General features: G+C 66.9%; 10 protein-coding genes, 1 tRNA gene and 3 pseudogenes. 8 read left to right on the forward strand and 6 right to left on the reverse strand.

Annotated elements, in window-relative coordinates; all coding sequences use genetic code 11:
* The first annotated feature begins 52 nt into the window (after positions 1–52).
* Complete coding sequence (locus tag NFW30_RS13895; RefSeq protein WP_295372298.1) at positions 53–727, forward strand: hypothetical protein; 675 nt, start codon at positions 53–55, stop codon at positions 725–727.
* A gap of 29 nt (positions 728–756) precedes the next feature.
* Here NFW30_RS13895 and NFW30_RS13900 read toward each other — a convergent pair.
* Positions 757–1,317 (reverse strand): annotated as a pseudogene (locus tag NFW30_RS13900) (reverse transcriptase domain-containing protein); the annotation flags it as partial.
* 428 nt (positions 1,318–1,745) lie between these two features.
* On the reverse strand, positions 1,746–2,438 hold the full coding sequence (locus NFW30_RS13905; protein ID WP_295355953.1) for a Bax inhibitor-1/YccA family protein: 693 nt from the start codon (positions 2,436–2,438) through the stop codon (positions 1,746–1,748).
* A gap of 252 nt (positions 2,439–2,690) precedes the next feature.
* Here NFW30_RS13905 and NFW30_RS13910 point away from each other — a divergent pair.
* The 6 genes and pseudogenes from NFW30_RS13910 to NFW30_RS13930 all read left to right on the forward strand — a co-directional run bounded on the left by NFW30_RS13910 (position 2,691) and on the right by NFW30_RS13930 (position 5,846).
* Positions 2,691–2,778, forward strand: a tRNA-Ser gene (locus NFW30_RS13910).
* A 306-nt stretch (positions 2,779–3,084) separates the two neighbouring features.
* A pseudogene (locus NFW30_RS13915) lies at positions 3,085–3,264 on the forward strand (ISKra4 family transposase); the annotation flags it as partial.
* Positions 3,265–3,564: 300 nt separating this feature from the next.
* Positions 3,565–3,858 (forward strand): annotated as a pseudogene (locus NFW30_RS20100) (nucleotidyltransferase family protein); the annotation flags it as partial.
* Positions 3,859–3,959: 101 nt separating this feature from the next.
* Entirely contained in the window at positions 3,960–4,130 is a 171-nt protein-coding gene (locus NFW30_RS13920) for a hypothetical protein (RefSeq protein WP_295355952.1), read from the forward strand.
* Positions 4,127–4,252 (forward strand): hypothetical protein, encoded by a 126-nt coding sequence (locus NFW30_RS13925; protein WP_295355951.1) that lies wholly within the window; start codon positions 4,127–4,129, stop codon positions 4,250–4,252. Before NFW30_RS13920 ends, NFW30_RS13925 begins: the two co-directional genes overlap by 4 nt.
* Positions 4,253–4,895: 643 nt before the next feature.
* Positions 4,896–5,846 carry a PEP-CTERM sorting domain-containing protein gene (locus NFW30_RS13930; RefSeq protein WP_295355950.1) on the forward strand — a complete coding sequence of 317 codons (951 nt, stop codon included), beginning with the start codon at positions 4,896–4,898 and terminating at the stop codon, positions 5,844–5,846.
* Between the two features lie 185 nt (positions 5,847–6,031).
* Here the strand turns inward: NFW30_RS13930 and NFW30_RS13935 are convergent, their stop codons facing one another.
* From NFW30_RS13935 to NFW30_RS13950, 4 genes are all read right to left on the reverse strand, one after another.
* Complete coding sequence (locus NFW30_RS13935; protein WP_295355949.1) at positions 6,032–7,375, reverse strand: fused MFS/spermidine synthase; 1,344 nt, start codon at positions 7,373–7,375, stop codon at positions 6,032–6,034.
* Between the two features lie 36 nt (positions 7,376–7,411).
* A complete protein-coding gene (locus NFW30_RS13940; RefSeq protein ID WP_295355948.1) occupies positions 7,412–8,287 on the reverse strand; it encodes an HDOD domain-containing protein in 876 nt (291 codons plus the stop codon).
* A 135-nt stretch (positions 8,288–8,422) separates the two neighbouring features.
* Positions 8,423–9,181: a S4 domain-containing protein gene (locus NFW30_RS13945; RefSeq protein ID WP_295355947.1), complete on the reverse strand. Its 759-nt coding sequence runs from the start codon at positions 9,179–9,181 to the stop codon at positions 8,423–8,425.
* Positions 9,182–9,825: 644 nt separating this feature from the next.
* Positions 9,826–10,533, reverse strand: coding sequence for a hypothetical protein (locus tag NFW30_RS13950; RefSeq protein WP_363322111.1), 708 nt, complete (start codon positions 10,531–10,533; stop codon positions 9,826–9,828).
* Positions 10,534–10,808: 275 nt separating this feature from the next.
* On the opposite strand from NFW30_RS13950, the gene NFW30_RS13955 reads away from it, so the two are divergent.
* Positions 10,809–12,710 (forward strand): flagellar assembly protein A, encoded by a 1,902-nt coding sequence (locus NFW30_RS13955; protein WP_295355946.1) that lies wholly within the window; start codon positions 10,809–10,811, stop codon positions 12,708–12,710.
* The last annotated feature ends 91 nt before the right edge of the window (positions 12,711–12,801 follow it).

Genomic DNA, 12,801 nt, shown 5'->3' on the forward strand with positions numbered 1-12,801 from the left:
TCCCAGAGATCGTGCGAGGGTTTTTTAGGCATCCGGACTGCGCTCGTACAATATGAACTGCAGTTGTTTATGGCTTAGTATCGCCGTTTTCCGCGACGACTATCGGGCTCATCTGACCCTGCGCTGGCGCGGCGGCCGATTGACCGAAATGGATGTCCATTTGCCGCGCTCTCGCCCGGCCACCGTTCGCACCGATGAAGAGACCTTGGCGCTCCTGCGCCGCTTGGCAGCTCGCCACCCCGACGGTGTCATCGCCGGCATTCTCAATCGGCAAGGCCGAACGACGGCACGGGGCTTGCCCTTTACCGCCAACCTGGTCGGCAATACCCGCCGGCAGTGGCACATTCCGCGCTACGAGCCCCCCGCACACCCGCCTGTGGGTGAGCTTCTGAGCATCAAACAGGCCGCCGTTGTCCTGAACATGGCACCCTCGACGCTCCATCGCTGGGTCAACGACGGATTTGTCGTCGGCGAGCAGGTCACACCCGGCGCGCCCTGGCAGATTCGCCTGTCCGATGCGCTGGTCCAGCAGTTTGTCGAGGGCGCTCCTGAAGGCTACGTGGTGATGCAAGAGGCCACCAAGCGCCTCGGCGTCTCACGACAGACGGTGTTGCAGCGTGTCAAGCGGGGCGAACTGGAAGCCGTCCATGTCTGCCAAGGACGCAGAAAAGGTTTACGAATCCGAGTGATAGAGGATACACCCGACCTCTTTTCCCACACCTCATGAACCAGGGGGCATTGTGAAGCCGTATCCAAGAACTTCTCCAAGTCCACGTCGACCACCACCCGGTAGCCGTCCTGCACGCAGCGCCGCGCAGTGAGCACGGCGTCGTGCGCACGGCGTCCCGGTCGGAAGCCGAAGCTGTATTCGGAGAACGTCGGATCAATCATCGGCTGCAAAACCTGCAGCAGGGCTTGCTGGATCAGCCGACCCGTCACCGTCGGAATCCCCAATTCCCGCCGCCCGCCACCGGTCTTCGGAATCTGTACGCGCCGCACCGGCTCAGGCCGGTAACTGCCGTTCAGTAACGCCTCCCGAATCCGGGGCCAATGCGTTCTCAGGTACGCCGCCGTCTCGGCAATCGTCCGTCCATCCACCCCAGCACTGCCGCGATTGGCGTTGACGCGTTTCCACGCCATCACCATGTTCGCTCTCGCGAGCGCCTGCGTGAGCAGGTCATCTCGTCCTGAACCTTCAAGTCCCCGTTGCGCCGGCCGTGCTTCATCACGCAACGCTTCGGGCTTGGCTTCACCTCGCCCTCCCGCCTTGCGCCCCGGTTGCCCGAGCGTCTGATGCACTGCACTTCCAAGCAACATGGCCGTCGGCCCTCCTACTCGTTCGGCCCTTCGCCCCTTGCCGGCAGCTACTATGGCCTCTGCTGACTTCTCGCTCCGGCTTGGCACCGTCGGCCTTTCAGCCATGAGGCGAGATCTCCCCAGGTAAGTACGCACTCCTTCGCTGCACAACCGCCGGATCTACGCCGCTTCGCCTTGATCACGAGAGCTTCGCGGCCCATGGCCCGCTCGGCCTGCTCGGCAGCGCCTTCTATCCGATTCTTGTTCATCGGCTCGCAGCCTCGCTCCACGCTTCCTTCCCACACTCAGTCACCCTTATGCAGTTGCGCTTCGCTTCGCTCGCTGTGATCAACTTACGGTGGGACTTCCACCCACAAGAGTGCGCCCATGCTGGGCGCACCACGAAAAGGGGCGGCCGCAGCCGCCCCATTGCTGGCGAGCTTCGCGGCTCAGTCGCGATCGCCGCTGAAGACCATCAGCAGGTTCAAAAGGCTGACGAACACGTTGTAGATGTCGAGATACACCGCCAGCGTCGCCGAGATGTAGTTGTCCTCGCCGCCGGTGACGATGCGGCTGATGTCGTACAGGATGTAGGCGGAGAACACCAACACGGCAACCGCCGAGATGGTCAGCGAGAGCGCCGGAATCTGGAAGAAAATGTTGGCCACCGCTGCCAGCAGGACAACGATCATGCCGATGAACAGGAACTTGCCCATGAAGCTGAAGTCCTTCTTCGTCACCGTCGCCACACCGGCGAGCGAGAAGAAGATCACACCGGTGCCACCGGCCGCCATGGCGATCAGCGAACCGCCATTGCTGAAGCCCAGCGCCACCTGCAGGATGCGCGACAGCATCAGCCCCATGAAGAAGGTGAAGGCCAGCAGCAGCACGACTCCCATGCCGCTGTTCTTGGTGCGCTCGATGCCCCACATGAAGCCGAAGGCGATGCCGAGAAAGAGCATGAACGACAAGAAAGGACTGCCGGCGAGGAATGAGAACTGCAGTTGCACGCCGACCAGAGCGCCGATGACCGTCGGCACCATGGTCAGCGCAAGCAGCATGAAGGTGTTGCGCAGGACGCGGTTCTGTTGCAGCGACAGGGTCGCAGTCTGCTGCGCGCTCATCTGGTACTGGGGTTGCATGGTCTTCCTCCTGAGTGACGAAATGCGGTTACGCGGCTAAGACTAGCGAAAGATTGGGAAAGTTTCAATCGTGACGGCCCGTGACGGCCGTGACTGGCGCTGCGGCCGCGCCGTCGATGGCTTGCGCGTGTCGACGCGTGCCGACGAGGAAGCGCCTGCCGGGCTGCGCCGTGCTATGATCCGCGCCATCGCAGACGCAAGGCGGCACCCGTTTCGTTCGGGCCAGCCGGCAATGCCCTACAGCGTCGCCCGGGAAGCGTGGCAGAGTGGTCGATTGCACCGGTCTTGAAAACCGGCAACGGGCAACCGTTCGTGAGTTCGAATCTCACCGCTTCCGCCAGAAACAGCGAACAACACATTGTTTATTAAACGTAATGCTGTTTCGCCATGGGAACGACCATCAAATTGACTATCAACCTTGTCGTTGATTGGTTGGTCGCTGCCCTGTCATTTCAGTGTCACCAGTCTGCCGCGGGTCGTTGGTCTACATTCCGCCGCCGAGTCATACCGCCCACCAATGACCCAGCGCCTCCGCCCCGCGAAGCGTTGGCACTGTACTTGGATGACACCCCGGAGCGAGCATTCCATCGTCTGCCATTCGCATTCGCCGGGGCAGTTCAACTATCGAGACGCGCTCATGGCCAAGCTGCCAATAGAGTCCGGCGAAGTCGAAAGCGCACACCGTTACGTCATCCAGGACCGCCTCAAGCGGGCCGGCGCCTGGTGGAAACTGAAAAACGCCAGGCACATGCTGGCCCTGCGCGTCTGCCGTGCCAACCAGGAGTGGGACAGCTATTGGCAATCCAGACGACAACAGGCAGCCTGATCCACAGTCGCACTTTCGATTGCACCCGCATTCGCCGCCGTTGTCTGTCAAGTCCAAAATTTGCTGTCAATTCGGTCGGTCGATTCGATGACTTTGGGTTGTCGGTGCTTTCTTCGTTCGCCCGGCAAATGTCAGTCGGTGAGTCGTTCGCGCCGGGCGTTCTGGCGGGTTGAGGGCGTCGCGGGCGCGGTCAAGGGTGGGCGAAGCCCGGCGTAGCGGACCCTCGACGGCGACGGCAACCGGACGGGTGCGCGACCTGCAGACTGGGACACCCTGATTGGCCTGGCACGCCGGGCAAGGCTGCTTGGCGTACTCGCCCAGCGCATCCAGTCGCACGCGGGGCACCTGGCTGCCGTGCCCGACTGCGTCCGTGGCCATCTCGATTCGGCGATCATCTATTCGCCGTATCGCGCCCAGTTGCTGCGCATGGAACTGAGCGCTCTGGCCAGGCTACTGCGTCGCGAAGTGCGCGTCGCCGTCCTCAAGGGTGGCGCCTGCGTCATCCAGGATCTCGCGACGGCGCGCCGTCGCCTGCCCAAGGACGTCGACCTACTGGTCAGCCGCGATGATCTGCGGCGCAGCGAAGCCGCCCTGCTCGCCGCCGGCTGGCAGGTTCAAGCTGTGGATGACTACGCCGATCGCTACTACCGCAAATGGAGCCATGAACTGCCGCCGATGCGCTTCCCCGGCACCCGATGGAAGGCGACGTCGATCACTCGATCAGCCTGGTCACCAGCCGCCTGCAACCCGACCGGACGCTGCTCTTCGCTGACCTGCAGGACGTTGACGGACAGCGCTTCCCGGTGCTGCACCCTGCCGCGACTTCCCGAGCCACACCCACCCATGGCACGCAAAAATCGCGGTGAGCATCGGAATCGGCCGCTACCAGTGGCTGCGCATGCCCCCCGGACTGCTCCTGCGCCATCTCGGCCACAAGGGCGCGCAAGCGCTGCGCCGGCGCCCGGCGACGGGCGACAGCACCGGATGAGCCCAACGCGCGTCTGCCGCACCGTTTCGACCGCAGCGTCTGCATTCCCCGCAACAAGTCCGATGCGATCCGGCCGGTCCGCCTGACGAGGCGCGTCGAGCCTGCAGGGCCGCAGTCGCCGTGGCCGTCGCGCCGCCACCGACCCACGCGACCGGCCGTCACGCCTTCTGCCTCCGGCACCCGATGCCGGAGGCAGCGCCACCGGTACGGCCGCTGCGGCTCGGCACGCTGCAGCCGACTGCGACCAGCAAGAGGCGAGACGGGTTCATCCGTTCGACTGAAGGAAAAGCCTTGCCGGCAAACGGACAGCGCTGGGAAACGGGAGAGCGGCAACGCTTGCGGCGCCACGGGGAAACCGCTGGCGCCCCGCCACGTCCAGCGCAGCAGCAGTCCCTGCCGCGCATGAACGGGCCGCCGTGAGGTAGTTCATAACAGCCCCTCGACCTGCAGGCGGATACTCCCCCCGCAAGTCGAGTCGCTGCACCGCAGCCGGCATCGCCGCAGACGACACAGCCACCACCGCGCCCGCCTCGCACGCGGACACGCAGGAGCTGTGACCCGGTTCTGGCACTGACCTCGCCACTGCCCTGCCCGGCGGCCTGACCCGCACCTACTCACCACCAACCATGGAACCGACAACTGAATGGATAATACCACCAAAAGGACTTTCCGCAAGGCCCAAGCCACTGCCCCAGCCGCGGCGCCCCCTCCCCCCGGCGCCGGCGGCGCGCGCCGCCTCCTGCCGGCGATGCTGCTCAGCCTGGCCGGCATCGCCACCGTGGCCATCGCTCCCGGCAACGCCAACGCCGCTGTACTCTACAACGGCTGGAACTACGCGATCGACTCGTTCAACGACGGTTCGGGCGGAACCGGCTTCGAGGAGCGTGCGCTAGCCTTCCGGCAGATCGGGCAGACGGGTCATTTCGCCATCAGCGGCGACATGCCGTTGACCGGCACGCCATACTCTGCCCGCAATGGAAGCGTCGCAGTCGGTGACCTGTTCCTCAACTTCTCAACCCACAACCTAGAGGTACAGAGCAAGTTCACCGACCCGGCAGTGTTCGGCATTCGCTTCAACCAACACAACGACTCGTTCGGCAACCTCAGCGGCAGCAACACCACGCTCGGCCTGTTCAGAGACATCAGCGTGGTTGACCTCGCCTCGCCGCAGAATGGCGGCTACAGCACGCTGCAGGCCTACTACGACGCCGGCTTCGGCCGTCCCCAGAAGAGCATGGGCGATCTCGACACGCCGACCAACGTCATCGACTACCTTGGCAACGGCGACATGTACGCGAACATGGCGAGCGGTACGCTCGTCTCGGGAATCATTGCGCTGAGCACCGTCGACCTGGGCAACCTCGGGCTCGATCTTGGCCATTTCGGCGCCGGTGCGGTGGGCACCGCGCCGTTGATCGGTTTCTCTGTCGACCTGTCGGCCCTGCCACGCGGAGGATTCACCGCCCACTTCTTCGAGGAATGCATCAACGACGGCATCGCCCTGCGCGCGCAGGTGGTCCCCGAACCGGCCACCTTCGCACTGTTCGGCATCGCGCTCGCGGGCGCCACAGGCCGTCTCCGCCGCAAGGGATAGCGACGGCCGATAGACCACTGCAGGGCGAAGGGCGCGTGGGACTACGACCACCACACCGTTTTCCACGGCGCTCACGAGTTGCACGAGCGGCCGGCAGCAAAGGCTGAGCCCGTCGCCCAATCCCGGCCTGCCGGCGCAGGCGGGTAACGCTCGTCGCTCGGCGGCGGCCTTTCTCCCGCAGCGGCTCAGCGTGATCGCGCCAGGTCGAAGTCGGCGCGGTTGCGCTCGTCGGTGAACAGTTGCGCCGCTTCCGGCTCGTCGCCATGGCGACAGGTGACGATGACGTTGGCCAGCACCTGCCGCTTCTGCAGCACTTCGACCGCGCAGCGGCCGTAGACGCTCTCGATCGTCGCCAGGAGGTTGCGCGCATAGGGGGTGGCGAGCGCGCTGTCGAGGATCAGGTTGGCGATCAGCAGGCCTTGCGGGTCGACGACGCGGCGCGTCGCCTGCCAGAACTCGCGGGTCACCAGGTGACCCGGAATCGACGAGTGGGCGCCATAGACATCGACGAGGACGGCGGCAAAGCGCTGCTCGCTGCGGCCGACGAAGCGACGCGCGTCGTCGGCCACGAAATCGCCGTTTGCCTTCTCGCGCAGGAAGTGCTTCTCGGCAATGTCGCGAACCGCCGGGTCGATGTCGACATAGGTGTAGTGATTCTCGGGCTCACGGTGTGACGCGGTGAAGCCGCCGGCACCGAGGACGAGGATCCGGCGCCCGCGAAACTGCAGGTCGTCGAGGAGCATGCCGCGGATGTGCCTGATGTAGCGCGCGTAGCGCGGCGGCTCGGATTCGTCGATCAGCGAGGCGAAGGAATTGTTGTTGCGCAGCGCACGGCCATCGATCGCGCCATCGTAGGCAGCCGCTTCGACCACATAGCTCGCGTAGGCAGTCTCGATCTGCGGCCGCAGCCAAGCGTTGGCCGTCACCGTCGCGATGCCGACCAGCAGCGCGACGAGCGCAGCCGACCAGGCGCGTGCGCACAGCAGGGCGTGCCCGGCGAGCAGCAGCAGCGCGCAGAATGCAACCGCAGCCGAGACGCCCAGCCACTGCATCAACAGCAGCGACAAGGACAGCGAGCCGAGAAAGGAGCCGAGCGTCGAGTAGTAGAGTGCCTCGCCACTCGCCTCGCCAACGCGCTCGTGCTGCAACAGGTTGCTGAGGATCGGCACCGTCTGCCCGAGCAGCCAGGCCACGGGACAGAGTACGCCGGCGATCAGCAGGAGATAGGCGATTTCCGGCGGGTTGATCGCGGTGAAGACGAGATCGACGGCGGCGCCGGACAGCCCGACGCCGATCAGCAGAGCGGCCAGTAGGAAGTTCCTCGCGACGACCGCGCGGTAGCTGGCGGCGACGCGGCCGCCGGCGTGGTAACCGAGGGCGAGCGCGAGGAGGAAGAAGCCGATCGTCGGCGCGGTGACGACGATCGAACTGCCCATGTGCGGGATGATCTGGCGCAAGGCGATGACTTCGGCGCCAAGCGAGCAGAATCCTTCGATGAAGACGACGGCAAAGAGCCGGCAGCGGGGCATCGGCAACTGGGGGGGTTGCCGGACGGAGTTCGCCAACTAGAGCCCCGTGCGACCTGGCACGCGTTCGTCTTCCAACAAGCGCGGCAACACAGCCGGTGGCACCTGCAGACGATGCAGCAGCGTCTCGCGGTTGATGTGCAGCAGATCCTGCACGGCGTCCAGATCATCCGCGATCGCCGGGTCGCCCCAGCCGTCAGCCGTATGGCGGGCGAGATCGACCGCCAGCTTGACGTTGCGCACGCGCGGCAGGTACGCATTGCCGTCGTCCATCATGGTGAGCAGCAACTCCGGCAGCCGCCAGGCGTGACATAGGGCGAGCTGCAGTTCGGCCAGCGGAAAACCGAGAACGGCTTGCTGCACCGCGCTGCTGCGCAGGCTGTGGTCGGCCTGCTGCCGCTGACGCATCTCGATCGCCATCTCGGGCGCGGTGCACCAGACAAGGATTTCCGCGGTGTCGTGCAGCAGCGCCGCGAGGGCGACCTCCTCGACGTTCATGTCATGGCGGGCGAAGGCCCATTCATGGGCGTAGCGCGCCGCCCGCTGCGTGCGCAGGACGACCTGCAGGACACCGAGCAGGGCAGCCGGCTGCGCGCCAAGCCTGCCCTCAAGCGTCTGCGGTCGGTCAAAGGCGCGAAAGAACGGCTCGACGCCGAGCATCATCACCGCGCCGGCAATATTCGTGATGTCGCCGCGCAGGCGGCGGCTGCCGACCGACTGGATGTAGGCGAGAACACGCGCCGCCAGCAGCGGATCCTGCAGCACGATTTCGGTGATTTCGCGACCGCCGACGCGCTCGAGGTTCTGCCGCGCCTCGTCGAGCCGGCGGACGGTCTGTCGCAGGACCGGAATCTCCTGGCTGGCGATCAGGCTGAGCCAGGCTGCGAGATCACGGGGGGGGCGCTTGTCGGGCATGATGGCTGCCTCCAAATCCTGACGACTTGCTGCGAAAGGGTGCTGCCGAACGGGAGACGGCATGATCGCCCGGATGGTAGCCGCAGCCGCCGCGGATCGCAAGCGCGGCGACGTCGACCGTCGCTGGCGGACGGATCAGAAGCGCTCGTCGGCGCGCAGGTAGCGCCAGGTGCCGGGCGGCAGCCTGCCGAGCGGGACGCTGCCGATGCGCACGCAGCGAAGTTCGCGCACGCGCAGTCCCAGCAGCGCGCACATGCGCGGGATCTGCCGGGGCAGGCTCTGGCGCAGGACGATGCGCAGACGGTCTTCGGCGAGCCACGAGACGTCGGCCGGCCGCAGGCGGATGCCGTCCAGCACCAGCCCATGCCGCAGTCGCTCGATGCCGCCCGCCGCCAGCGCGCCCTCGACCAGGACGTGGTACTCCTTCTCGACGCGCGCATCGCCACCCGCCAGACGCCGCGCCACGCTGCCCTCCTGGGTGAACACCAGCATCCCGCCAGCGCTCGCGTCGAGCGCGCCAGCCGGTGCCAGCCCGCGCAGGTGGGCGAGGACGAAACGCTGTGCAGGGTCATCTTCGACCCACCGATTGTCGGCACGGATGCGGCCAACCGCGGTCTCGCGCCCCGTCGGCGCCAGTGCATCGCCGGCAGGAGTCGGCTTGTGGAACAGGATGCTGACGCTCGCGCTGCGGTGCTTGCTCGCCGCATCCCGGATCTCGATCGTCGCCTTCGGGCTGACGCGGGCGCCAAGGCGGCTGATCACCACGCCATCGACGCTGATCCAGCCGTTCTCGATCCATTCGTCTGCCTCGCGGCGTGAACATCCCGTCAGTTGGCTGACCCGCCTGGACAGCCGCGGCGGCTCCCTGGCCAAGCCGGGGTGAGCCGAGGCCACCGCAGGCTCGCCCGGCGGCGGCTCGGCGGCAGGCTCCGCCGGCCTCGTCCCCGGTTCAGTCATACCGTTGCTGGCGGTCACTGCCAAAGCCGCAGGCCGCGACGGTGGGCAGGCACGTGCGCCGGTGCTGCGCGCCACGCCGCGTGGCGGATGCTGCTTCCTTGGCGTGTCCGGCAGTGGTCCGGGCGGCCGCCCGCCGGCCACCGCGCCGCCGCCTGCCTTGCTGCCGCTGGCGCCGCGTGCGTCCCGCCCTTCTGGCGGCGATGCACCGGCGCCACGTCCGGCTCCTGGCGGCGACGTGCGGGCGTCCTTCGCCTTGCCGGCGAACGCCACATCCCGTCCCAAATCCGGAAGCTCCGGCCGCGCCACCGGAGAGCGCCGCGGCGAAGCCGCCACCGGTTCCGGCCGTGGCAACGGCTGGCCTGCAGCCGGCTGTGCATCAGATTCGGAATGCCGCCGGCCAGCATGTCTGACCACCGCCCCCTGCCCACGAATCGGCCGCCGGGGACGGCCACTCGCTTCGCCGGCAGCGACATCGGCGGCAGTCTTTGCGGGCAGTTTGAGGGTGGAGCGGGACATGGCTCGAGCTTTCGTGGCGACGGGTGCTGCAGTTTACGCCAGAAGTCGCCCAGCGGCGCGCCGCTTCAACGTGCCGGGGGTGCCGGGGGTGCCGGCGGCGCGCCGCGCGGCGGCAGTGGCGCGGCTGCGGCTGGCGGAGGCGGCGGTGGTGGCGCTCCACGCGGCGGCGGTGGCGGCGGCGGCAGGGCCACCGCCGGCGGACCGCCAGCGCCGCCGGCCCGCAGCGGGTAGCCAGCGACGACCGGAACCCGGTGGCCACGACCATACATGCACTGCAGATAGCTCTGGTCGTAACGCCGCTGCAGCTCGTAGGCCGATGCATTCCCGGCAGCGGCACCCGTGGCGCTGCCGGCGAGCAGGCCGACGCCGGCACCAACGGCTGCGCCGCTGGAGCCGTCGATCGCAGCCCCGACGGCGGCGCCGATTGCCGTTCCCAGGACGGCGCTTCCGACCGCCGCATCGACGGCCGCGCCTTCCGGCGTCTGCGGACCGAGCGAGCGCGCGGCGTAGGCCCGGCAGAGCTGGTCGTCAAGACGGAACTGCTCGAAAGTCCGCCCGGATCCGGGCAGCGCCATGACCCCAGGCCCTTCCGGAGGCAGGCTGACGCAGGCGGCGAGAAACAGCGCAGAAAGCAGTGGGGCGCAACGGTAGCAATGCATGATCGCGGGCGTGATGGTGGTGATTCGAGGAGCGCTGCCCGTCCTGCTCTTGCCGACATTGCTCGGGCTCGCTCGACAACCTGCATAACGCTGGTCGAGTGCAATGGCTGACACGCCTCCCGCAGGGCTCGCCGTCCGTCAGCCGACTGCTGCCAGGCCGCAGCTGGCGCCTGCGCTCTAGAGCCCGTCCACTGCCCCCGGGGAATGCGGCAGGACGTGCTGCAGACCGCTGCCGCCGGACGGCATGTAGCGGGCAGCGCTTTCTGGTACGCTAACGGCAACGGCTCCGACGACAGGCAGTCCACACGGTCGTGCCCTGGGCCGCGATGCTTGCACGAGCAGGCGCCCGCGTTGCGGCGCAGCAAATTGACCGGGATCTGACTGCCAGAATGCCACAACATCCGGAAAGTGCCATCGGCAACCTCGCCGATCTGGAAGCCGGGCAGATTGCCCTGTCGCGCTTCATCGCGCAGCGTGCCGACGGGCTTTACGTGCAGCCGACGCGACTCGAAACGGCAGCCGACTTCGCCGACTTCGTCAATCGCGTCTTCGACACCGGACTCTATTTCCGTGGCCTCGACTACGCCCGTTTCGCGTCGCTGCTCTACGGTAGCTCCAGCGACCCTGACCGCGAAGCGACGGAAGAGGTGCTGCTGGCCGCCGACATCACCTTCTTTCGACCGGAACGCCGCGCGCTGTACAGCACCATACTGATCGACGGCGACGAGGCGGCCTATCTGTTCGAGCCGCTCTACCGCAACGCGGGCGACGGTGAAGTCGCGGCCGAGACCCGCATTCGGCTGGATATCGACGAGTTCATCGCCAGTGCCTGGACGCAGGGGGTGCGATTCGGCATCGACATCGCTGCGACCTGCGCCGGCTTCGAGGTGGACAAGGCCGAGCGCCGCGTGATCGCCCACAGCCTGCCCTTCGTGCCGGGCAAGGACGCAGAGGTGTGCGAGCTGGCGCCCGGACTGCACCGCAACAACGCGCCCCGCCGCCTGCTCGGCGACCGGGTCGATCTGCGTCAGTTCGAGACGCGTTATCCGCAGGTCGCCGCCGGCCTGCGCCTGGTGCAGAAGAAGCCGCGCGCTGCGGGCATCGATGGGCGCAGCCTTGCCGGCCAGGCACTGCCAGCGCCGCTACCGAAGGACTTCGATCTCGCGAGTCTCGCCGGTCCCGGCACCCGCATCAGCCACGAGGACGGCGCCGAATACCTGCTGGCGACTGTCTGCGGCTTCCTCAGCATCGACCGCCAGAGCAACCAGTTTTCGGTGACCGACAAGATCGTCAGCCATGAGGGCGTCAGCGTCCGGACCACCGGTGACCTTCTGCTGACCGGCGAGGAGTACGAACAGCACGGCGAGATTCAGGAGAAACGCGTCGTCCAGTGCCGCAGCATCACTGCCTACGCCGACGTCTACGGCAGAATCATCTCCAGCGGCGGTGTCGTGCGGCTGAAACGCAACCTCGTCGGCGGCAGTACGAGCAACGAGGACGGGGACATCACCGTCGAGGGGATGGCTTCCGGCGCCACCCTGACCGCGCTTGCCGGCTGCATCAACGTCAAGCGGGCGGACAACTGTGTCCTTGTCGCTCGCCAGGTGGTCGTCGGACAGGCGACGAACTGCCACATCGTCGCCGAGGAACTGGCGATCGAGGTCGCCGAAGCGAGCGCTCTGGCGGCCCGGACGGCAAGTGTCGGCGCTGCGCGGGCACGGCGCGAGCTCGATACCGTGCTGCTGATGCTGCTGCCCGACCTGAGCACCTTCGATGCCAAGCTGGCCACCCTGCGCGGCAAGCGGGTGGCGACGGAGAAGGCGATCAACGCGCACCGCGCCCGCATGGATGTCCTGCGCAGCGACAAGGAGGTCGCCAATTACCTGGCGCTCGCGCAGCGCCTGCGCAATCACGAGGCGACGTTGACCCCCGAACAGCAGGTGGGCTGGCGCCGGCTGTCGGCACTGGTCGCCCCGACCCTGCGCTCGCTGTCGCAGTTGTTCGATCTGGTGAAGGAACTGGCTGCCGAGTCGGACGCCTGCAGCAAACAGATTGATGCCTTGCTGGCGGCACGGGAAGATGCGTGCGGCAACGTCAACTGCACGATCGCCCACGTCGAGGGGGAAACCCGTGTCAGTGCGCTGCTGCCACGACCTGCAGAACTGCCGCTGCATGCCCTGCCGGTCAAGGAACTGAAGGCACGCATGCGCCGCACCGATGCGGCAACCCGGCTGCTGTTCGCCGGCCATGCCGGCCCGTTCTCGTGGAGCTACCGCAGCCGCCCCGCCTGAGGCGCAATGCCTACTGTGACAGGTGCGGCGCGCCTCGCCTAGCCCTGCCCTTTACCCGCAAGTCTGCAGATCATCCGAAGTCCAGTGTCGG

The sequence above is a fragment of the Accumulibacter sp. genome, from assembly GCF_023806635.1.
In the GTDB taxonomy this organism is placed as follows: domain Bacteria; phylum Pseudomonadota; class Gammaproteobacteria; order Burkholderiales; family Rhodocyclaceae; genus Accumulibacter.

Bases quoted from the DNA above. Each gene is read 5' to 3' on its own strand.
- NFW30_RS13940 (WP_295355948.1), bottom strand. From the start codon at position 8,287: ATGCCCGACAAGCGCCCCCCCCGTGATCTCGCAGCCTGGCTCAGCCTG.
- NFW30_RS13895 (WP_295372298.1), top strand. From the start codon at position 53: ATGAACTGCAGTTGTTTATGGCTTAGTATCGCCGTTTTCCGCGACGAC.
- NFW30_RS13905 (WP_295355953.1), bottom strand. From the start codon at position 2,438: ATGCAACCCCAGTACCAGATGAGCGCGCAGCAGACTGCGACCCTGTCG.
- NFW30_RS13955 (WP_295355946.1), top strand. From the start codon at position 10,809: ATGCCACAACATCCGGAAAGTGCCATCGGCAACCTCGCCGATCTGGAA.
- NFW30_RS13920 (WP_295355952.1), top strand. From the start codon at position 3,960: ATGGAAGGCGACGTCGATCACTCGATCAGCCTGGTCACCAGCCGCCTG.
- NFW30_RS13935 (WP_295355949.1), bottom strand. From the start codon at position 7,375: ATGCCCCGCTGCCGGCTCTTTGCCGTCGTCTTCATCGAAGGATTCTGC.
- NFW30_RS13930 (WP_295355950.1), top strand. From the start codon at position 4,896: ATGGATAATACCACCAAAAGGACTTTCCGCAAGGCCCAAGCCACTGCC.